At 61.3% G+C, this 21,424-nt stretch carries 22 protein-coding genes and 1 tRNA gene; 14 read left to right on the forward strand and 9 right to left on the reverse strand.

The features are described from left to right. Window positions 1-99: 99 nt before the first annotated feature. The 6 genes from J2X35_RS10750 to J2X35_RS10775 all read left to right on the forward strand — a co-directional run bounded on the left by J2X35_RS10750 (window position 100) and on the right by J2X35_RS10775 (window position 4,138). Complete coding sequence (locus J2X35_RS10750) at window positions 100-444, forward strand: hypothetical protein (RefSeq protein ID WP_310185206.1); 345 nt, start codon at window positions 100-102, stop codon at window positions 442-444. Window positions 445-582: 138 nt separating this feature from the next. Then, entirely contained in the window at window positions 583-1,074 is a 492-nt protein-coding gene (locus J2X35_RS10755) for a hypothetical protein (protein WP_310185208.1), read from the forward strand. Window positions 1,075-1,383: 309 nt separating this feature from the next. Then, window positions 1,384-1,638: an acyl carrier protein gene (locus J2X35_RS10760; RefSeq protein ID WP_056114064.1), complete on the forward strand. Its 255-nt coding sequence runs from the start codon at window positions 1,384-1,386 to the stop codon at window positions 1,636-1,638. 13 nt (window positions 1,639-1,651) lie between these two features. Beyond that, on the forward strand, window positions 1,652-2,860 hold the full coding sequence (locus J2X35_RS10765; RefSeq protein ID WP_056114061.1) for a beta-ketoacyl synthase: 1,209 nt from the start codon (window positions 1,652-1,654) through the stop codon (window positions 2,858-2,860). Between the two features lie 9 nt (window positions 2,861-2,869). Next, entirely contained in the window at window positions 2,870-3,571 is a 702-nt protein-coding gene (locus J2X35_RS10770) for a glutathione S-transferase N-terminal domain-containing protein (RefSeq protein WP_310185210.1), read from the forward strand. A 51-nt stretch (window positions 3,572-3,622) separates the two neighbouring features. Continuing rightward, entirely contained in the window at window positions 3,623-4,138 is a 516-nt protein-coding gene (locus J2X35_RS10775; RefSeq protein WP_310185211.1) for a hypothetical protein, read from the forward strand. On the opposite strand, the gene J2X35_RS10780 is transcribed toward J2X35_RS10775, so the two are convergent. After that, window positions 4,135-4,755, reverse strand: coding sequence for a nucleoside triphosphate hydrolase (locus tag J2X35_RS10780; protein ID WP_056114055.1), 621 nt, complete (start codon window positions 4,753-4,755; stop codon window positions 4,135-4,137). The genes J2X35_RS10775 and J2X35_RS10780 overlap by 4 nt on opposite strands. Before the next feature lie 106 nt (window positions 4,756-4,861). Further along, the gene (locus J2X35_RS10785; protein ID WP_310185214.1) at window positions 4,862-5,962 is read right to left on the reverse strand and encodes a hypothetical protein; all 1,101 of its coding nucleotides are present in this window, start codon (window positions 5,960-5,962) and stop codon (window positions 4,862-4,864) included. A gap of 228 nt (window positions 5,963-6,190) precedes the next feature. On the opposite strand from J2X35_RS10785, the gene J2X35_RS10790 reads away from it, so the two are divergent. From J2X35_RS10790 to J2X35_RS10820, 7 genes are all read left to right on the forward strand, one after another. Continuing rightward, window positions 6,191-7,150 (forward strand): D-alanyl-D-alanine carboxypeptidase family protein, encoded by a 960-nt coding sequence (locus J2X35_RS10790; RefSeq protein ID WP_310185215.1) that lies wholly within the window; start codon window positions 6,191-6,193, stop codon window positions 7,148-7,150. 204 nt (window positions 7,151-7,354) lie between these two features. Further along, a complete protein-coding gene (locus tag J2X35_RS10795; RefSeq protein ID WP_405023210.1) occupies window positions 7,355-8,995 on the forward strand; it encodes an ABC transporter substrate-binding protein in 1,641 nt (546 codons plus the stop codon). Between the two features lie 18 nt (window positions 8,996-9,013). Then, window positions 9,014-10,081: an ABC transporter permease gene (locus J2X35_RS10800; RefSeq protein WP_310185217.1), complete on the forward strand. Its 1,068-nt coding sequence runs from the start codon at window positions 9,014-9,016 to the stop codon at window positions 10,079-10,081. Next, window positions 10,078-10,995: a nickel transporter permease gene (gene nikC, locus J2X35_RS10805; RefSeq protein ID WP_310185218.1), complete on the forward strand. Its 918-nt coding sequence runs from the start codon at window positions 10,078-10,080 to the stop codon at window positions 10,993-10,995. Before J2X35_RS10800 ends, nikC begins: the two co-directional genes overlap by 4 nt. Next, window positions 10,992-11,825 carry an ABC transporter ATP-binding protein gene (locus tag J2X35_RS10810; RefSeq protein WP_056114039.1) on the forward strand — a complete coding sequence of 278 codons (834 nt, stop codon included), beginning with the start codon at window positions 10,992-10,994 and terminating at the stop codon, window positions 11,823-11,825. The genes nikC and J2X35_RS10810 overlap by 4 nt, the downstream gene beginning before the upstream one ends. Then, window positions 11,822-12,589: an ABC transporter ATP-binding protein gene (locus J2X35_RS10815; protein ID WP_310185220.1), complete on the forward strand. Its 768-nt coding sequence runs from the start codon at window positions 11,822-11,824 to the stop codon at window positions 12,587-12,589. The genes J2X35_RS10810 and J2X35_RS10815 overlap by 4 nt, the downstream gene beginning before the upstream one ends. A gap of 184 nt (window positions 12,590-12,773) precedes the next feature. Further along, window positions 12,774-12,850, forward strand: a tRNA-Arg gene (locus J2X35_RS10820). Window positions 12,851-12,911: 61 nt separating this feature from the next. Here the strand turns inward: J2X35_RS10820 and J2X35_RS10825 are convergent. Then, a complete protein-coding gene (locus J2X35_RS10825; protein ID WP_310185222.1) occupies window positions 12,912-13,811 on the reverse strand; it encodes an MBL fold metallo-hydrolase in 900 nt (299 codons plus the stop codon). Window positions 13,812-14,042: 231 nt separating this feature from the next. Between J2X35_RS10825 and J2X35_RS10830 the strand changes: the two genes are divergently transcribed. Beyond that, on the forward strand, window positions 14,043-14,282 hold the full coding sequence (locus tag J2X35_RS10830) for an acyl carrier protein (RefSeq protein ID WP_056114032.1): 240 nt from the start codon (window positions 14,043-14,045) through the stop codon (window positions 14,280-14,282). Window positions 14,283-14,290: 8 nt separating this feature from the next. Here the strand turns inward: J2X35_RS10830 and J2X35_RS10835 are convergent, their stop codons facing one another. From J2X35_RS10835 to J2X35_RS10860, 6 genes are all read right to left on the reverse strand, one after another. Beyond that, entirely contained in the window at window positions 14,291-15,439 is a 1,149-nt protein-coding gene (locus J2X35_RS10835; protein WP_310185224.1) for an aminotransferase class V-fold PLP-dependent enzyme, read from the reverse strand. A gap of 118 nt (window positions 15,440-15,557) precedes the next feature. Beyond that, window positions 15,558-16,856 (reverse strand): NADH:flavin oxidoreductase/NADH oxidase family protein, encoded by a 1,299-nt coding sequence (locus J2X35_RS10840; RefSeq protein ID WP_310185226.1) that lies wholly within the window; start codon window positions 16,854-16,856, stop codon window positions 15,558-15,560. Window positions 16,857-17,052: 196 nt separating this feature from the next. Further along, entirely contained in the window at window positions 17,053-17,622 is a 570-nt protein-coding gene (locus J2X35_RS10845; protein ID WP_310185228.1) for a methyltransferase domain-containing protein, read from the reverse strand. Window positions 17,623-17,840: 218 nt separating this feature from the next. After that, window positions 17,841-18,797 carry a hypothetical protein gene (locus tag J2X35_RS10850; protein WP_310185230.1) on the reverse strand — a complete coding sequence of 319 codons (957 nt, stop codon included), beginning with the start codon at window positions 18,795-18,797 and terminating at the stop codon, window positions 17,841-17,843. A gap of 80 nt (window positions 18,798-18,877) precedes the next feature. Beyond that, window positions 18,878-19,978: a DUF2332 domain-containing protein gene (locus J2X35_RS10855; protein ID WP_310185232.1), complete on the reverse strand. Its 1,101-nt coding sequence runs from the start codon at window positions 19,976-19,978 to the stop codon at window positions 18,878-18,880. A 111-nt stretch (window positions 19,979-20,089) separates the two neighbouring features. Further along, entirely contained in the window at window positions 20,090-21,334 is a 1,245-nt protein-coding gene (locus tag J2X35_RS10860) for a cytochrome P450 (RefSeq protein WP_310185234.1), read from the reverse strand. Window positions 21,335-21,424 lie beyond the last annotated feature (90 nt).

Here is a 21,424-nt window from a genome sequence, read left to right on the forward strand (position 1 = left end):
TATGGTCACGCAATAACCCGATGAACGGCAGCTTCTGATCCCATTTGCCGTGTGCACTGCGCGCGTCACCGACGATCCAACTCGAAGGAAGGGAAATCCATGCGTAAAGTGACGATGCTCATCGCCGGCGCCGCGATGATGATGGCTTCTGCCGCCAGCGCGCAGCAGCAGCCCGCTCCCGCCGCGCCGAGTCCAGCCCCGACTGCACCAGCGGCGCCTTCGGTCCAGCCGGCCATCAAGAGCGTGGAGATCATCGATATCGAACAACTGCCCGCGGCCACCAAGGACCAAGTGAACGCGTTCGTCGCCAAGAGCAGTGACGCCGAGCTCAAACGGCTACGCGCGTCGATCGACGGTGTGCCGCAGATCAAGTCGGCACTGGAAGCAAAAGGCATGACGTCAGCCCAGATCGTCGCGGCCAGCATGGGCAGCGACGGGCCTTGACCCTGATCACCAAGAAGGCAGGCTGACCCTGCCGCGCGGCGGGCCTATGCCTCGCGGTCCGTCGCGCCATCAGGAACCTTCTGCAAATCGGTTACGTTTCGCATTGATATATGGATCGACTAGAGGCAGGAATACGCCATGACCATCGACGATTTGAACGTGAAATGGCTTTATCCGGCTGCAATAGGCGCCCTGCTCGCGGCCGCGTTGCCAGGTGGCGCCCTGAATGCGGAGGGACTGGAGTCAACCCAGTCGATCGATAAAATCGTCGGATCCGAGGTCACCCAGGAAGAAAAGCCGGCGATTGCCGATGAGAAAAACGTCATCGCCGCGATCGAGCGGACCCGGGAAACGATCGGAGAGGTGCGCAAGACCTCGATGGTAGACAAGATCGATATCGTTTTCCTGACGGATGCGGCGCGCAGCGAAGGCGGCCCGCCGCCTTCCATTCAGACAAAGGTCAAGGAGCATGAGGGCGACGTCGCCGAGTTGCGCCAGGAAATCGAAGCCAACGCCTTGCTTTTCCATGCGATCGATTCGCGTCGCGTACTGACGCAGGATGTCTTGGCGGTTTCGTTCGACGGCCCAAGGAACGTCACAGTCTACGCGGCAGCCAAACCAGCCAAATAGGCCGGTTAAAGGTCGAAGCGCCCGCTCTCGCCATTATCCTTTCCCTAAAAATAACTTTCGATGGTGGGTGGTGGCTTCTCCTCGATCCAATCGAGTTTTAGCATTGCATAGGTTCCTGCCATTGGTCACGGCTGCCGGTTGCGGCAGCTTTGTCGATATCCGTTGTTGCCACCCTCGGTTTCGGTTTCTATAGAGGATGACCTCTAAGGCTGCCTGAGGCCCGGGCGGGGCAGATTCCGCGGCATGGCTGAATTAAAGAGGCAAAAAAGCGCCGCAGCGTCGGAAAGCTTATATTGGGGAAGGAACCGGATGGCTGACGAGTTGGCAACCGACATCATCGAAAAGATCAAGGCTCACGCCGACACCAATGGCGGCGAAATCACCACGAAGACCGAATTGACGGCGCTAGGCATCCATTCCCTTGAACTCACCGAAATCATTTTCGACCTTGAAGAGGCGTATGGCATCGAAATCGAGATGAACACCGTCGATGCCTGGAGCAATCTCAAGAATGTCGGCGATATGGTTGAGGCCGTTCGCGTGCTGATCGCAAAAAAAGGCTGATCAAGAGCGCTCAATGCACAAACGAGTCGTCATCACCGGTTTGGGCGGCATCTGCGGCCTCGGCAACGATGTTGCGAGCATCTGGGGCGAGATGCGCGCCGGGCGTTCGGCCATCGGCCCGCTCGTCAACAGCGAGCTGCACGATCTGAAAGTGCGGATCGGCGCAGAGATCAAGGCGATGCCCGACCACGGCATCGACCGGAAGCAGATGGTGACGATGGACCGCTTCAGCGTGCTGGCCGTCATCGCTGCTCGCGAAGCCATGCGTCATTCCGGACTGTCCGCCAGGGACGGAGACGCGGCGCGTTTCGGCGCGTCGGTCGGCGTCGGTGTCTGCGGCTGGGAAGCGATCGAAGAGAACTACCGGGCCATCCTTCTTGAAGGCAGGACCCGGGCCGGCATTTTCACCGTGCCGAAGGTGATGCCGAGCGCCGCTTCCGGACAGGTCAGCATCAATCTCGGGCTTCGCGGTCCAGTCTTCGGCGTCACCTCCGCCTGTGCTTCCGCTAATCATGCAATCGCTTCGGCGGTGGACCAGATTCGTCTCGGCCGCGCCGATGTCATGTTGGCCGGCGGCACGGACGCGCCGCTGATATGGGCCATCCTCAAGGGCTGGGAAGCGCTTCGGGTGCTTGCGCCTGATACCTGCCGGCCATTTTCGGCCGACCGCCAAGGCCTGGTCATCGGCGAAGGCGCCGGGATGGCGGTGCTTGAGAGCTATGAACACGCCAGCGCGCGCGGCGCCACGATCCTCGGCGAAGTCGCCGGCGTCGGCATGTCGGCGGATGCCTCCGACATCGTCGCACCGACGATCGAGGGACCGGAGGCGGCGATGCGCCTCTGCCTTGCCGATGCCGGTCTGAACCCGGAAGACGTGGATTATGTCAATGCCCACGGCACCGGAACGAAGGCCAACGACCAGATCGAGACTGTCGCGATCAAGCGGGTGTTCGGCGAGCATGCGCGCAAGCTTTCCATCTCATCGACCAAATCCATGCATGCGCATTGTTTCGGCGCATCCGGCGCGCTGGAGATGATCGCCTGCATCATGGGCATGAAAGAAGGCCTGGTGGCGCCGACCGCCAACTACCGCGAACCCGATCCGGAATGCGATCTGGACGTGACGCCCAACGTCGCGCGCGAGCGGCCGCTGCGCGTGTCGATCTCCAATTCCTTTGCTTTCGGCGGCACCAATGCGGTGCTCGCCTTCAAGTCCGTCTGAGGACCTCGAATGGCCGACCTGTCAGCTTTCCCGATCACCAAGCGCTGGCCGGCGAAGCACCCAGACCGGCTGCAGCTCTATTCAGCGCCGACGCCTAACGGCGTCAAAGTCTCGATCATGCTGGAAGAGACCGGCCTGCCTTACGAACCCCACTACATCAACATCGGCAAGGACGAGACCTGGGGAGCGGAATTTCTGTCGCTCAACCCGAACGGCAAGATACCGTCCATCATCGATCCGGCCGGTCCCGGCGGTCAGCCGCTGGCGCTGTTCGAATCGGGCGCCATCCTGGTTTATCTGGGCGAAAAGACCGGCAAGTTCCTGCCCGCCGATCCGGCCCAGCGCTACCAGACCATCCAATGGGTGTTTTTCCAGATGGCGGCGATCGGCCCGATGTTCGGGCAGCTCGGCTTCTTCCACAAATTCGCCGGCCGCGAGATCGCCGACAAACGGCCGCTGGAACGCTATCGCAGCGAGTCGCGCCGGCTCATCGGCGTGCTGAACACGCGTCTCGAAGGCCGCGCCTGGCTGATGGGCGACGACTACACCATCGCCGACATTTCCATGCTCGGCTGGGTCCGCAATCTCATCGGCTTCTATGAAGCGCGCGAGATCGTCGGCTTCGACGAGTTCACCAATCTGGCGGCATGGCTCGAGCGCGGGCTGGCGAGGCCGGCGGTACAGCGCGGCCTGGCCATTCCCTCTGCCTGACTAAGCGAAGCCTATTTCGCTTTCGAACCGGTCTTGCTTTGAGAAGACTTCTTGCCGCCGACCAAGGAAGCCGCCCCCTTCGCTGTGGCGACCGCCGCTCCGACCGCCACATTGGCCGTTGCTTTCACGGTCCGCGCCAGAGACGAGACGATCGAATCGTCGGAGCTCTTCTTCGATTTCGTCGTCTTGGCGGCAGTGGCCTTTGTTGACGCCGCCGGGGCCGCAGCGCTTTTTGCCGCGGAACTTGCCTTCGCCGCGCCGGCCTTGACGGACGACTTCGCAGCGGAAGCCGTCTTAGAGGCAGCCGCCGTTGCCGTCGGCGTCACGCGCTTCGGGGCGGCTTTGCCGAATGCGGGCTTGGCATCCTTGGAGCGTTCCGCCACGGCCTTGCCGGCGCCCGCCTTGGCGGCCTGCTGTGCTTTTGCCTGTACAGTCTTTCCAGCCGTTGCCGGCTTCTTCGCTTTCGTCGTCGCCATTGCATTTCCCTCATTGGCCGGCGGAATTGCCGTCAACTCCTTAAACGACTTTGCTTCCCAACGGTTCCGGAAGCCGTTTGCACGCTCTTAAAGCTCATGATCCAACACAAGGTCGGCGCGTCGCCGGCGCGCCAAAACACGTTCGATATTCGGCATGTCGTTCGACGCGATCCAGGCAAGAGCTTCCTCTTCCGCCCGGCCGTGATCACGCCAGCGCTGGCGGAGCCTGCGCTCCAGTTCGGCGCGCGGCACATCGATGAAAATCGTGAAATCGAACATCGGACCCAGGCGCGACCAAGGCTCCTCATCCAAAAGCAGATAGTTTCCTTCGACGAGGATGAATTTTATGTCGGCAGCAATGACCGACGCTGCGGCGCGCGACAGCTCCATGCTGCGGTCGAAGACCGGGACGGCAATGTCAGGCTCGCCGGCGCGGATGCGCTTGAGCAGAACCTCGAAGCCGGCGAAATCGAACGTTTCGGGCGCGCCCTTCCTCGCTCTTTGCCCGCGTTGCTCAAGCACGACATCGTCGAAATGGAAGCCGTCCATCGGCACGATGGCTGCCGTACCCTCCGGCAGCACGTCGTGCAAAGTGGCCGAAATGGTTGATTTTCCCGCGCCCGGCGGCCCCGCGATGGCCACGATGAAGCGGCCGGCCTTGCCGGCACGCTTGAAAATGGAAGCTGCTATGTGCGCGATCTCGGACATGGTTCTACCGTCTTCTGGTTCGAATCATGAGTCATGCCGTTGCAGGTCGGCTCCTACTGTGACGGCAGATCGACGAAACTTCAAATCCGCCGGCCACGAGAAACCGTCAAAGCGGCGTGAACTCTCTCAGGAAAGCACCGTCGAATGGCAGCTCGCTGGCGCTGCCATCCGCCATTTCAATTGCCAGCTTGTCGCCATCGACACTGATGTCCCTCGGCGGGTTGCCGTCGGCCTGCAACGCCGAACCGATGATCTGGCGGAACGCGGCGCGACGCCCATCAGCCAGTTCGAAAGCAGTCGGAATGCCTTGCCGCTTCAGCCAGTTGTCGCCCAGCGACGCCGCGTGTCCGACCGCCGCGCGGCCATCCTCGATGCCGATGACGCCGCGGTGGCGACCGTTCCAGGGCGCGTAATCTCGGCCGCCATTGGAAATCCACAGCATGGTGACCGGCAGCTCGGCCGGGTTCTTCAGCACCAGAACGAGGTCCTTTTCGGCAGCGCGCGCCACGGCGGTCCAGCCCGGCCCTTCATGTTCGGCCTCGACCAGCGTAACGAAATCCTCATGCCGCCGGTCCATCGCGTATTTCGTCAAATCCAGCGTGCCGCCGTCGTTCGTGGGGAAGCGGGTGAGGTCCTGTGTCTGTGCGGGATAGGCAAGCAGGAAGCGACCGCGCGTCGGGTCCGGCTCCAGCGGGTCACTGCCCGTCGCCGCAATCCGCTTCGGCGAGAATGCCAGCCGCCCGCCCTTCGCCATGACCGTCATCGCATGATGCGCGACCGAAATGCCGCCGGAGCCGCCAATGAAGCCATGCTCCTGATAGAGAAACGGGTGGCCGTCCCGCAGGGTCAGCCGCTTTTCCACCGTCGCGCCCATCACCTTGCGCTGGAGCCGGAACAGCGCGCCGGATTCGCCGTCGCGCTGCCACGTGTCGATCAAATCCCACCGGCTGTTGGCCGGCCAGCCATGCAGCGGCGCCTCCTCGACGTCGCTGCGCGAAAACGGCGCGCACAGGAAATCACCGGAGAGGCGGGCGCTGCCAGCCGGAAAATCGGCCGGAATGGTGCCTTGCGGCTCGTCGATCCATGGCGCGCGATGCAGGGGGCTCAGGGTGCGGCCACCGGTCTCGACCACCATATCGGCCAGATGCCCGACCGCAAGGTCCACCGTCACGTATATGCCCTTCGCCTTGATCGTGACGCTGTCCACGTGCCGCACCTCTGGTCTTATTACATTTTGCCGCGTTTGCGGTCGGGGCATGTTAGCCATACCTGCAAAAGCAAGCCAGCGGTTGGCGGGCGCCGTTTGGGGTTTTTAGCATCTGTTTTGACGCGGTATCAGGGCTGAGGAGAAGCGCATTAACCAAATGGACGCCGGGAGGTGCTTAGGATAGTTTGCGCCCCGTCTCAGCAACCGTCACCTCCGCAACAGGCCGCCTTGCATAAATACCGTTCCTCCCTCGTTCGAGCCTTCGCCGCGTCCATCCTGCTGCTTTTCGTAGCCGGCTGCGCGACGACGACGCCCCCTGAAGCCCTGTTGACCGTGCCGGCGCCGGCGGAGAAATACGCCGCCATCGTCGTCGATGCGCGCACCGGCAAGAGCCTGTTCGACGTCAACTCCACCGCGCAGCGTTATCCGGCTTCGCTGACCAAGATGATGACGCTCTATCTCGTCTTCGATGCGCTGGAAACGGGTCGCCTGAGCAAGGAGACGCAGATACCGGTTTCCGCCCATGCGGCGTCCCAGCCGCCCACCAAGCTCCGATTCCGACCGGGCGAGAGCATCGATGTCGATTCCGCCATAAGGGCGCTGACGGTCAAATCGGCAAACGACGTGGCCGTTGCGGTGGCGGAATATCTCGGCGGCAGCGAGGACGGCTTTGCCGCGATGATGACGGCGAAGGCGCGCCAGATCGGTATGCGCAACACCGTCTTCCGCAATGCATCGGGCCTGCCGGATGCCGCGCAGCATACCACCGCGCGCGACATGGCGGTTCTGGGTATCGCCCTGCGCTCCCGCTTCCCGCAATATTACTTCTATTTCTCGGCGACCGATTTCATGTTCCGAGGCAGGCTCGTAAAGGGCCACAACGACATGCTCGGCCGCGTGCGCGGTGTCGACGGCATCAAGACCGGCTATATCCGCGCGTCCGGATTCAACATCGTGACGTCCTACGATGCGGACGGGCGGCGCCTGGTGATCGTGGTGATGGGCGCCGACAGCGCGAGGCAGCGTAACGACCACGTCGAAGCGCTTCTGCGACGGACGCTCTCGCCGGGGTCGGGCACGACAAGGGTCGTTTTCAATGCCGACAGCCAGCCTCGGCCGCAGGTTCCGCAATCGGCGACGCCTGCGCCAATCGGCGGGCTGCCCCCGCCGGGCGTGCAGCCTTACTAAGACAATCCGCCGTCATCGATCCAGCGCGCTGTCCAAGCGCGCTGGCGCCGCGCGCTTCACGCCGCCGTTTCATCTTGCCCAAATGCAAGGGCCTGGTCAGGTCAGCCTTGAGGGCACCGGAGCGCCAAATTCCGGGCAGACTTGACGTTCTCGGCCAAGAGCGCATGAATAGGAAAACAAAGCGAAAGCAAAGGGAACAATTCGATGATGATGCAAAGACTGGCCGCCCACTCGCGCTCCCTGCTTGCCGGCGCCGCCTTGTCCGCTTTCCTCCTGGCCGGGCCCGCTTTCGCGGTCACTCCCGCCGATACGCTGGTCGAAGGCTTTGCCATCGACGACATCATCACCATGGACCCCGGCGAGGCCTTCGAACTTTCCACCGCCGAGGTCACCGGCAACACCTATGACCTTCTGGTGCGTCTCGATCTCGACGATACATCCAAGGTCAAGGGCGACCTGGCCGAAAGCTGGACCGTCTCGGATGACGGACTGACCTACACGTTCAAACTCAAGACCGGCATGAAGTTCGCCTCCGGCAACCCTATTACCGCCGAGGATGTCGCCTATTCCTTCGAACGCGCCGTCAAGCTCGACAAGAGCCCCGCCTTCATCCTTTCGCAATTCGGCCTGAACGGTGACAACGTGGCAGAAAAAGCGAAGGCGACAGACGAGACGACTTTCGTCTTCACCGTCGACAAGCCCTATGCACCAAGCTTCGTGCTGAACTGCCTGTCGGCAACCGTCGCTTCCGTCGTCGACAAGAAGCTGGTTCTTGAACATGCCAAGCCGATGACGCCAAGCGCCGATTACAAATACGACAACGACTTCGGCAATGAATGGCTGAAGACCGGCTATGCCGGCTCCGGTCCCTACAAGCTGCGGGAGTGGCGGGCGAACGAGGTCGTCGTCATGGAGCGCAACGAGAATTACCATGGCGACAAGGCGAAGCTCGCCCGCGTCATCTACCGCCACATGAAGGAAAGTTCGGGCCAGCGCCTTGCGCTCGAGGCCGGCGACATCGACGTCGCCCGCAATCTCGAACCGAACGATTACGATGCGGTCTCGAAAAACACGGAACTCGCCACAACGAGCGCGCCGAAGGGCACGGTCTACTACATCAGCCTCAACCAGAAGAATCCGAACCTCGCCAAGCCGGAGGTACGGCAGGCGCTCAAATATCTGGTCGATTATGACGCGTTGGGCTCGACCATCCTGAAAGGCATCGGCGAGATCCACCAGACCTTCCTACCCAAGGGTGTGCTCGGCGAACTGGACGAAAATCCCTTCAAGCTCGATGTCGCCAAGGCCAAGGAGCTTCTTGAAAAAGCCGGTCTGAAGGACGGCTTCTCCGTCACCATGGATGTGCGGAACAATCAGCCTGTGACAGGCATGGCCGAATCCTTCCAGCAGACCGCCGGACAGGCCGGCGTCAAGGTCGAGATCATTCCAGGCGATGGCAAGCAGACGCTGACGAAATACCGTGCCCGCAACCATGACATCTATATCGGCCAGTGGGGCCAGGATTATTTCGATCCGAACTCCAATGCCCAGACCTTCGCCTCCAATCCCGACAATTCCGATGCCGGCAAGGTGGCTACGCTTGCCTGGCGCAATGCGTGGGACATTCCAGAGCTCTCCAAGGAAACGGAAGCGGCGCTGGTGGAAAAGGATTCCGCCAAGCGTGCCGCCCTCTATCAGGAACTGCAGAAGAAGGTGCTCGACACCAGCCCCTTCATCATTATCCACCAGCAACTGGAAGTCGCCGGACTGCGCGGCAATGTGAAGGGCCTTAAGCTCGGTCCGAGCTTCGACACCAACTTCGTCTGGGGGATAACCAAGGAATAGGTGGCGGGGTCGGCCCGCTTGAGCGCGGTCGAAACACGGCAGTCGGGGCGCACCAGCGGGCGGCGCGCCACCGAGTTTGCGTTGGCGGTCGCCCGCTTCCTCGTCATCGCGATCACCACCTATCTCGGGCTGCTTGCGGTCACCTTCTTCATCGGCCGCGTCATCCCCATCGACCCGGCGCTGGCGGTGCTGGGAGACCGGGCGCTGCCCAGCGTCGTCGAGCGCACGCGGCGTGAGATGGGTCTCGATCTGCCGCTCATCCAGCAATTCTATCTCTACATAAAGAACGCGCTGAGCGGCGATTTCGGCAACTCGGTGCTGACCACCAACCCGGTGATGACGGATCTGCGCCGCGCCTTCCCGGCGACGATCGAGCTTGCCACGCTGGGCACGCTGATCGGTTCGGTCATCGGCGTGCCGCTCGGCGTGCTGGCAGCGGTACGCCGGGGTTCTCTCACCGACCAGTTCGTGCGGGTGATCGGCCTGCTCGGCTATTCCATTCCCATCTTCTGGCTTGGGCTGCTGGCGCTGGTGCTGTTCTACGCCAAGCTACAATGGGTGGCTTATCCCGGCCGCATCGACATCGTGTATGAATACAGCTTTACGCCGGTCACCGGCTTCTACCTGCTGGATTCGGCGATGCAGGGCCAGTGGGACGTCTTTCGCGATGTCGCGCGCCACATCATCCTGCCGGCATCGCTGCTCGGCTACTTCTCGCTCGCCTATATCAGCCGCATGACGCGGTCCTTCATGCTCAACGAACTGACACAGGAATACATCGTCGCGGCGCGCGCCAAGGGATTGTCCGAAACCCGCATCATCTGGGGCCATGCGCTGCGCAACGCGGCGGTGCCGCTGGTGACGGTCATCGCGCTTTCCTATGCCGGGCTGCTCGAAGGCTCCGTGCTGACCGAAACCGTTTTCTCCTGGCCGGGCATCGGCCTCTACATCACCAATTCGCTGCAGAACGCCGACATGAACGCCGTGCTCGGCGGCACCATCCTCATCGGTTCGGTGTTCATCGGCATCAACCTTCTGTCCGACCTGCTCTACCGCGTGCTCGATCCAAGGACGAAGGCGGCATGAGCGAGATTGCCCGAACCCGTCGCGAATGGCTGCTCAGCGAACGCCCGGCCTCGCGCCTGCAGGCGCGGCTCGGCCGCGCCTATGTCACCTGGCGTCGATTTTCGTCGAACCGCCTTGCCATGGTCGGTCTCAGCATCATCGTCGCGCTTCTGGTCGTGGCGGCGCTCGCCGACGTGCTGGCGCCGCAATCGGCCACGATCGGCGATCTCAAGAACGCCCGGCTGTTGCCGCCCAGTTCAGCGCATATATTCGGTACCGACGACCTCGGACGCGATATCCTTTCACGGATCATCTACGGCTCGCGCCTGACGCTGTACGTCGTGGCGCTGGTGGCGATCATCGCGGCACCCGTCGGCCTGCTGGTCGGCACCGTCGCCGGCTATGCCGGAGGCTGGATCGACGCGATCCTGATGCGCATCACCGACATCTTCCTCGCCTTCCCCAAGCTGATCCTGGCGCTCGCCTTCGTCGCGGCGCTCGGCCCCGGCATCGAAAACGCTGTGCTTGCCATCGCCATTACCTCCTGGCCGCCCTATGCCCGCATCGCGCGCGCCGAAACGCTGACGGTGCGAAACTCCGACTACATCAAGGCGGTGCAACTGATGGGTGCCTCGCCCTTCCGGATCGTGTTGCGCCACATCATGCCGCTCTGCATCTCGTCGCTGATCGTGCGGGTGACGCTGGACATGGCCGGCATCATCCTGACCGCGGCAGGCCTCGGCTTCGTCGGCCTCGGCGCGCAGCCGCCGCTCCCCGAATGGGGCGCCATGATCGCCTCGGGGCGCCGCTTCATCCTCGACCAGTGGTGGGTGGCCGCAGCCCCCGGTGGCGCGATCCTGATCGTATCGCTGGGCTTCAACCTTCTGGGCGACGGCCTGCGGGACGCGCTCGATCCAAGGAGCGGCGGCCAATGACGCCGCTGCTCGATGTCGACGACCTGCGCGTCACCTATCCGACCCGCACCGGCGAGATCAAAGCCGTGCGCGGCGTCTCCTTTTCGCTCGGGCGCGAGCGGCTGGGCATCGTTGGCGAATCCGGCTCCGGCAAGTCGCAGACCGGCCGCGCTATCATGGGGCTGACGCCGCCTCAGGCGGTGGTGACGGCCAGGACACTGGCCTTCGACGGCAAGGATATGCTGAAGATGACGCCTCGCGAACGGCGCGCCCTCCGGGGGAAGCGCATCGCCATGATCCTGCAGGATCCGAAATATTCGCTCGATCCGGTCATGACCATCGGCAGCCAGATCGTCGAGACCTTGCGGGCGCATGAGAACGTCGCCCGGGCCGAGGCGCGCGACCGCGCCCTTTCAATGCTGGAGGCGGTGCAGATTCGCGATCCGAAGCGGGTTTTCAATTTGCACCCGCATGAAGTATCGGGCGGCATGGGTCAGCGGGCCATGATCGCCATGATGCTGATCGCCGGGCCGGAACTGATGATCGCCGACGAACCGACCTCGGCCCTCGACGTTACCGTACAACTCGACGTGCTGGGCATTCTCGACCGGCTGGTCTCGACACACGGCATGGGGCTGATCTTCATCTCCCACGACCTGCGGCTGGTGTCCTCGTTCTGCGACCGCGTCGTGGTCATGTATGCCGGTAAAGTGGTGGAGCAGTTGCCGGCATCCGAACTTCACAATGCCGAACATCCCTACACGCGGGGCCTGCTCGACTGCATGCCGAAGATCGGGGCAGATCGTCATCCGCTACCCGTGCTGGCGCGCAAAGCGGAGTGGGCGACATGAGCGCCGCCATCTCCATTACCGATCTCCAGGTGGTCTACGACCGGTTTCATGCACTGAATGGCGTCAGCCTGGAGGTTGAGGCCGGCGAATCCTTCGGGCTGGTCGGGGAATCCGGCTCCGGCAAGTCGACGCTGCTGCGCGCCATCGCCGGCCTCGCGCCCGTCAGCGCCGGGACGATTTCCGTCAACGGCCAAAAGCTCGGCCCACGCCGCGACAAGGCGTTCTACCGCCAGGTGCAGATGGTGTTCCAGGACCCCTATGGTTCGCTACACCCACGCCAGACCGTGGACCGGCTGCTGCAGGAGCCTCTGGCCGTGCATGGCATCGGCGACGGCGAAACCCGGATCCAGCGCGCGCTGGACGAGGTCGGCCTCGGCTCCGGCTTCCGCTTCCGCTACTCGCACCAGCTTTCCGGCGGCCAGCGCCAGCGCGTCGCGATCGCGCGCGCGCTCATCCTCGAGCCGTCGATCCTTTTGCTCGACGAGCCGACTTCGGCGCTCGACGCGTCGGTACAGGCTGAAGTGCTGAACCTGCTGGAGGAGGTGCGGCGCGCCAGGGGCCTGACTTTCCTGATGGTCAGCCACGATCTCGCCGTCGTCACCCATATGTGCGGGCGGCTGATGGTGATGCGCAACGGAGAAACGGTCGAGATGCTGTCAGCAGCCGAACTGGCGACGCGGCAAGCCAGCCACGATTATACGCAACGCCTGCTCGCGGCCAGCGACGGCTTCGTCCGCCACCCCGGGACCTTTTCGCCTGGATGAGAGAACGAACGCCGGCGCACCAGCCTATGGCTTCCGCGTGCCCCCAGGTTTCGAATTTGACCTTGGCTGACGAGACAGCACCATTCCATTTGTCCGTTGAAGCCGGCCCCGGGTTCCGCTAAGAAGCCGTGGCCGACCGGTTCGCCGGCTGGCCTGTTTTCGGCGACGGACCGCCGTTCCGGAAGCACCCGTAGCTCAGCTGGATAGAGCGCTGCCCTCCGAAGGCAGAGGTCACAGGTTCGAATCCTGTCGGGTGCGCCAAATTCCGCCATCGAAAGTCTGAACGCGGCTTCGGCTTGTCGAGTGGTGTCGCAACGCCGCCTCAGGCGGCCAGACGATACAGCCTGGCCATTGTCGACGGGCCTTCGGCGATGACGTTCTGGCGCGCCATCAGATCTTCCACATGCGCAAGCAGCGACAGGCACAGGGCGCCAGCGAGTTTGGCGTCGATGTCGCCGTAGATCGCGCGGACCAAGGCCGGGATCGTCATCGGCCCGTCCGAAAGCCGCTTGCAGATCGATGCGTCGATCCCCTGCCGGTGGCGGATATAGGTGCGCAGCGCAAGAGGGACGTTGCGGACCGGATTGCCGTGGCCGGGAAAATAAACGGTCTCGTCGCGCTCTTGCAGTTTCCATAGCGAAGCCATGTAGTCGCTCAGCAGGCCATCGGGCGGCGCCACGATGGACGTCGACCATGCCATCACATGATCGCCGGAAAACAGTGCAGAAGCTTCCCTGAGCGCATAGGCCATGTGGTTTGGCGTATGACCCGGCGTGGCGACGGCTTCGATCGTCCATCCGGGGCCGGTCACCGTATCCTTGTCCCGCAACACGAAATCGGGGCGGAAGTCGAAATCGGCATTGGCATCGAGGGGATTCGAATCGTCCTCGTCCAGTGGCCACGCCAGACGATGGGGGCCTTCCGCCAAAACCATCGCGCCGGTCCTGGCCTTGATCGCCCCGCTCGCGCAGGAATGATCGCGATGGGTGTGCGTGACGAAGACATGCGTCACGGTCTCGTTGCGCACGGCTTCCAGGACCGCATCGATGTGCGCGGGTTCATCCGGGCCCGGATCGATGATGGCGACATGGCCTTGGCCGACGATGTATGTCACCGTGCCTTTGAATGTAAACGGCCCCTCGTTGCCGGCGACGACGGCCCTCACCCCGGAAGCAATTTCCTTCACCTCGCCCGCGACCAGATCGAAGCTGAGATCCTTCATTGCCTATCCGGACCTGAGGTAAGGCTGCCGTCACGGCAGCCCGCAGGCACACCTGCTATGATGGCGGTGACGCGTCCTGTCATCCATCCGTGTTATACTTTCAACGCTCACCCAACAAGGCTATGCGTATCAAATTAGAAACGCGGCCAAATTTTTGACACACGGCATGATCACGGCTAGTAGCTATTGGTGTACAATGTCGCGTGAGACCGAAGGCGCGGATCAAAGTAGATGTTAGAAAACAACGACCAGACCGCCTCTGTCGAAGTCTACCTCAGAGAGCTGTGGACCAAGTTGCTTGGCCTCGACACCGTTGGCCCCGACGATGATTTCTTTGCACTGGGCGGCAGTTCGATGCAGGTCGTCGAGATGCTGGTCGCCGTATCCGAACACTATAATGAACAAATCGAATTCGTTGAATTTTTCAAGAATCCGACGGTTTCCAATCTCAGCCAGCTCCTGAAAAGCTAGACCTTCCTTCAGGCAGGCAGGAGCTCACGGAAAGCTTCGAGCAACCGGTCGATGTCGTCTTCATCGTTGTAGACGAATGGGCTGACGCGCAGGCGTCCAAGGCGTCGCGCCACAAAAATGTTCTCGGCAGCAAGCCCCTTGAGGAGTCCGGCTGGGATGCCGCCGCTAAATTCAAGGCTCAGTATGTGAGGCGCTCTGACGCCTATATCAGGAATGCCGGCGCCGGAGCCGCTCAATCCATCGGCGAGACGTCCGGTCAGCATTGCAAGACGCTCGCGGATGGCCTGCGTTCCCCAGTTCGAGACCATCTCCATACCAAGCGACGCCATTTCGAGTGAAACGAGATCGCGTTGCCCCATGTCGAAACGCTGCGCGTTGCCGACATAGTTCAAGTCCGCAAAATACACATCCTGATCGGCCCGCACCGCCCGCCGGCCATAGCTGGTCTGCTCGAGCGGCACGCCCTCCTGGTGGCGCCTGGCAACGTAGAGAAAGGCGCGGCCGTAAGGTCCAAGCAGCCACTTGTAGGCGGAGAACACGACGAAATCCGGATCCAGCGTCCGGACGTCGAGGTCGATGACGCCGGCACTCTGCGTGGCGTCTATCAGCAATGCTCCGCCCTGTGCGCGTATGGCGGCGGCCACGGGCGCAAGATCGACGAGTCCACCGTCCGACCAATGCACCGATGATATGGACGCGATTGCGATCGGTTCGGCATTCGCTCGCCCTATCGCGTCGAGAAGGGCGTCGGTCCAGTCACCGTTGCCGGGCTTGCGTACGGCCTCGACAGTGAACTCCCCGGACTGCGCCCGCGTCATCCATTCGAGAACCGGCGACGAATGATCGTCCTGCAAAACCAGGACGCGCGAGCCGGACGGAACAGGCAGCATTTTCGCTACCGCGGCGACGCCGTATCCAACCGACGATATCAGGGCCATGTCTTCCGGATCGGCATTGATCAGGCTGGCCGCCGTCTGCCGTGCACGGTGGTACTGCTCGGACGGAAATGTCGGCGCGATCTCCCAGGGACGGCTCTTGCGTGCAACGGCCTCCCGGCCGAGATCACGGCAAGCCAATGGCTGGGGGCTGAATGTGGCGGCGTCGAGGAAGCAGATATTGGCGGGAATGTCGAATGACGCGCGCTGTGAAGGTAACATTGATCCGCTCTATTTCAGCCGCCGGTAGAATGTGATCCCAACCGCAGAAGTCAATGTGAAGCGATTCGTATTTTCGGCCTGAGCTGCTCCTGACGGAATATTCGGGCAGACGGTGGGTTCATACACCTTGCGTATCCGTCGGGTCGGCAGGCGGTGGATTTACAGCGACCCGCGCGCGGAATTTCTTGGTGCGCCGCTTGATCATGAGACGCTGGGCGATCAGCGTAAGCAGAACGTTGGCGCGAGGCTTGAGCGATTGTCCGTTGCCGATCCGGCGCAGTTGCAGCATGGCCAGCGCCATCTTGCCAACGCTGGCGGCCGGTCTGTTGCGCCAGGTGACCTGCGGAATATCGACCTCGAGCGCTTCGCCGGCCTGCCATTTCCGTGGCAACGCCGGCTCGTAGATCATGGCCGTGCCGATGCCGACGACAGCGACGCCCGGCATTCCATTACGTGGCTCCAGCGCCTCCTGGGCGACCGAACGGCGCCGGACGCCACCCGTGACCATGATCGGCATGCGGGCGATAGCGCTCACCCTGCGGGCAAAATCGATGAAATAGGTCTCCCGTTCGATTGTGCTGCCTGCCTTCGGCAAACCCTGCATGGCGGGGCTTTCATAGGTGCCGCCCGAGAGCTCCAGCAGATCGATCGGCAGATCATTCAGCCAATGCACCACCTGCGTCGCATCCTCCTCCTCAAAACCACCCTTTTGGAAATCAGCCGAATTCAACTTCACCGAAACGCAGAATCCGGGCGAGACCGCTCTGCGGACCGCCTTGACCACATCGAGCAGCAGCCGGGCGCGATTTTCCAGCGAACCACCCCATGCATCGGTCCGTCTGTTGCTCAATGGCGATAGAAACTGGCTAATCAGGTAGCCATGAGCGCCATGGATCTGCACGCCGGTGAACCCAGCGGCTTCCGTCAGCTTCGCGGTCATTACAAAGCGGCCGACAATGGCGTCAATTTCGTCAGGCTCCAAGGCGCGGGGTACGGGGAAAGCGTGTGAATTCCCCTCAATCTCGATGCGAATTGCCGAAGGGGCGACGGCCTGTTGCCCCATCGTGACAAACACCTGTCGGCCCGGATGATTGATCTGCAGCCACATGTGGCTGCCACCGCCGGTCGATCTGCGCGCCCACTCCCTGAACGGCTCGAGCGGTTGATGCTCGTCAAGCACCACGCCGCAGGGACCGATCAATGCATTCCGGTCGACAATGACATTCCCGGATATGTTGACGCCGGCGCCGCCCATGGCCCACGTCTCATAAAGGCGGCACATGGCCTCGCTCGGCAGTTGCTGCTCGTCGCCGAGATTTTCCTCCATCGCCGCCTTGGCGATGCGATTCATGAGGACAGCGCCATTCGGCAGGATCAGGGGATCGAACAAGGATACCGGCGGAGCGGCCACGTCCATGGGTCATGCCTTGCAACCGAAATCGATTGCGGAGAGTAGACCCTCAATCCCTTGAGGGTCAAGGGATTGAGATTCGTCTCAGCAAATGTGCGAACATGTTGGAACCTGCCCATCGGCTGCGCGTGGCGTCGCGAAAATCCCCTGGCTGGGAAGCCGAGGTCGTCAGCTAAAGCCGGCCCGGTGAAGCTTGAATATCCTAGAGCGGACGTCGAGCGACAAGCCGATCCAGAGCCAGCGATCGCGGCTCGTTGCCGACATCCTGGCCTTCCTTGACGATGCTCTCGTTTTCGATGAACTGCCATCCCCGATAGAGAGAGGCGAGCTCGCCTCGGTGAAACAAGCCACGACAGAACGGAGCGAGATCCGACGGCGGAGGAGCAGCATCGGTTAGAACAACCACGATGTTGTGCCCCCCCGGCGAGGTGCGACGCTGCATCTCCGCGATCAGTTCCTGCCATGCGGGACGCTCCATCAGTTGCAGCGTTCCATGCGCAACGATCACGTCAAAATCGCGCTCAAAAACAAAATCCTCCATCTGCTGCACGCGTGCTGTCACATCCAGCCCACGGTTCTCCGCAAGATGATTCAGCTTGTGGATGGCTCTTGGCGAGATATCGATACCCAACACGTCATAGCCATGCTCGGCAAAGAACAGGCTGATGCGCCCGTCGCCGCATCCCAGGTCCAAAACGTTCCCGCGCTTTGGCAAGCCCGGCATGATGTTTTTGATGTACTTGCTGACCGGGCCAAACGTGCTGGTGGTCATGTCAAGGAAGTCCTCCTCCCACCAGGGTGCCCGCTCTTCGACGCCGGTATGCGAATCCTCCAGCATCATAGGGACAAAGCTTTAGTGCTGTTGCATGGCAGCAGCGTGCCGACCTGCGACGAAGGGTAATTATTCAAGCGAACCTCCCTGCTCGTATCCAGATTGAAATGTCGTGATCCCCGGGGGCTTTATGCGCGAGCCGACGATGAAAATTGTACCTAGACCGGATATATCTGCGGACATACCGCAAAGGCGATCTTGAACCGAAGGTCCTTTTCGATCGTCTCCCGGCCTGACCGCTGGAAGCCAACGATGGTCTCGAAATGCTGCTCCAGCGCCGCTAAGTCCATTTGATACTGCGGAAACACCAAGGGGATTTTGCCGGTGAAGAGCTGTTTCGCGTTGTCGTCGCCGTTAAAATCGAAAACCGTGACAAACTTGAGCCATTTGGTGCCGAGAGCGCAAAAACCGCGGCTGGCGAAATACGACCAGTACACGCATTCCGCGCTGATCCGGGCAAGGTAGAGCGCAACCGGAAAATCCCGCATCGAGGCCGCCTTGCGGGCTTTTTCAAGCATCTTCAGCGACATCCAGTAAAATCGCGTGGCACAGAGCACCTCGAAGGCATAATCGGATAGAAAATCGTCCCAATGATCCAGGAAGCCGTCGCTCTTGCTGATCAGCCACGCCTTTTTCAGACGGCCGATCGTCAAGACCTCTCCATCGCTCAGTTCCGGGCCGGGAAGTTTGAGCCTTTGGGTAATTGCCTCGATCTTCGATGCCAGCACGATATTGATATCGACCTCAATACCGTTGATCAGATGGATGAAGTGTCCAATCGACAGCGGATCACCGTCATTGGAAAATGTCAGGGCGCTGTCGCTGTTCTTCTTTGAAGTTGCACCCGGCAGAAGCGCGTCCTGGGAATCGACAAATACGATGAAGTCGATATCCGAGATGCTCGTCGCCATTCCCATCGATATCGAGCCGGCAACGAAAATTGCGCGCGGCTGATCCGGCCGCAGGATATTGTCGACAAGGTTGCTTGGATGGCACTTCGTTTCCATCTCGAAACGGGCACAGAATTGCTCGACGTTCTTGCTGGTGTGAATGTCGTGTGACGCCTTTTCGGTGAAGGTATACTGGACCTCCTCGGCGGTGGATTGGGCGCTCATCGTCATCTCTCTTTCGCTATCATCCTACCAGATCGCGTTCCGCCGCTTCAAATACTCAAGCAGGACCAGATCCGGGTGGATCATGAATACCAGTCTATCCAACTGCCAAGACCATCGACCTCCGCGATGATCCTTTCGGTCTTCGCAGAATTTTCATAAACGGTGTGAACCACCGGGCATGGAAGGCTTCTCCGGGTCAGGGGAATTCCCGCGCTTGCTATTTTTATCAATCTCTCCCGAATCCGCTGCGGAGGCTGATCGCCATATGCCTCGACGCCGATGCGATGGAGGGTTCGCGTTCGACTTTGTTCGCAAAGCAATCGGTCAAGTCCAAGGCGGGATGCTTCGCTCCACTGACCGAGACTATGGGAATGCAGCACACAGATCGGACCAGGCATATCCGCGATAAGCGCGGGCAGGACATCGAGGGCGTTACCGATGACGATCTCCAGCGGCGTGCTGGCTCTGAAAGCGAGTGCCGAGCGCAAGCGGCGCCGCTCCTCGATCCACTCCGGGAACAACATCGCCTCCATCCATAGCCGTTCATCGGCGCTTGAACAGTCCACCTCGACCAGGTCGACACCGACACGTCGGGCGATGGCCGGCATGGGATTGTCGAGGTGCGGCTTCCCGTCAAGGATTCTGCAGCGGATCGTTGTTTCCGAACTTGCCTCTCCAACGATGGCGTCCAAGCCGTAATCGTACCGGTAGTGGTCGAACAGAAGGTTCAACCCTGCGCTGCAACCAATCTCGATCAGCGAAAGCGGTGCCCCGCTTTCTCGAGCAACGTGGTGGAGGATCGGCAAGATGTAGCTCGCCCGGTCGACCAGCGTCGTGTTGACGGTGCGTTCCGACAGGAGAGCGGTCAGATCCTGGCAATGATCAAGACAGAATTCGCGAAATACCGGAAAGGCCTCGTCAACCGGCCGTGGTTTCTCAAGCATGGACGGAAAGTAGCCAGCGCATTCCGACTGCGGACGCTGAAAGACCAGAAACTGAGCGGCCAGCAGAATGAACTGCGCCGGCGGCTGTCCAGGTCGCACAGCCTCGCCCAAGGCCAGCATGTCCTGGTCGTCCGCGCATGATTGCGACAGCGCGGCGAAGAAGGGTGACGAAAACCGCAGAGCGACGCTCTCGGACACAAACGAACGCCGGGTACTTTCAAGAACCGACTCAGTCATGCCCAAATCTCGACCCGGCTCCCGCCTTGTGCTTTGTTTGGCCTGCGCAATCTCTTCCCTTCTCGCGTGCAACACGACTGTCGTCAGACGCCGCGGAGAAGTGACCTACCCTCATTCAGACTGCCTCGGCTCGGCATCGAGCAATACCGGCACTGTTCGTGGACCCCGCATCGGTCCTGCGGCCCAGGTGACAGGCATGCTTTTGTCGAGATGAAATTCAGGAAACCGCTTGAACCATTCTTCCAGAGCGACCCGCAATTCCATTCTGGCCAGGTTAGCCCCAATGCAATGGTGAATGCCGGCGCCAAAGGCCATATGGCGATTTTCCTTTCTATCGAGGATCACACGGTCCGGATCAGGAAAGGCCTCTGGATCGCGGTTCGCCGACGGGAATGACAGGATCAGCATTTCTCCCGACTTCATCGGGCACTCGCCCATTTTCGTATCCGCGATGATTTCGCGCGATATCGTCTGAGGCGAGTATGCCCGAAGAAATTCCTCGATCGCGGTCGGCAGCAATTCCGGATCTGCCACCAAACGTCGGCGATCCTCCGGGTTGGTCGCAAGGTGCAGGAATATCGAACACAAGGCGCTGCCGGAGGTTTCGACGCCGGCTATCATCAACAAGGCAAGTCCGCCCAGGATTTGTTCGAATTCAAGCGGCTTGCCCTCGAACGTCGTGGTGTTGAGATAACTGACGAGATCGTCGCCTGGATTTCGCTGACGCTCCCGCACCAATTTGAACAGCGCACGCCGCATTTCCGCAACCGCGCGCAAATAGATCGCGTGATCTGTGATGCCGTTCTCGAGGATATCGAGAATCCACTTCCGGTATTGCGCGCTGAACGTGTAGGGCAATCCGAACATGTACAACATGACGCGCATGGGAATATGGAGGGCATATTCCGTCGCCACGTCACACTGGCTTGTGTCGTTTCTTTTTAGAAGATCGTCGATGAGGCCGGCGCAAATCTCCCGCGTCGGCGCTTCCAGTTCCTGAACTGCCGCCGGCGAAAACCTGGGCATCAGCGGAAGACGGGCTGGGCGGTGATGGGGAGGATCGGACGTAATCGGCGGCGTCTTGGGGTCCAGCGACGCATGCTCGCGAATAAAGATGCGGCGGGACGAGAAATGCTCCGTGTCATAGGCCGCCGCGCGGACATCCTCGTAACGGCTTAGAAAATAGATGCCGTTGTAGCGATCCGTGTGCGCGATCGGACAGGACTTGCGCATATCGTCCCAAATGGAGAATGGCTCAGCGACCCATTCGGGATCCAGCAGGTCGAAATCTGAAAACCAATCATGAACAGGCGGCCGCGTCATCATACCAGATACCAGTCGCACGCGCTGGAGCATGCCGATTTTCGCGTTTCGGTAATCCTTATCTCAGCATCATGGAGCGCAAGCGCTCCACAAAAACCGCCTGGATCCGCGCCCATCCGAACG

Origin of the sequence: Mesorhizobium sp. BE184 (assembly GCF_031457045.1) — a bacterium.
Taxonomy (GTDB): domain Bacteria; phylum Pseudomonadota; class Alphaproteobacteria; order Rhizobiales; family Rhizobiaceae; genus Mesorhizobium.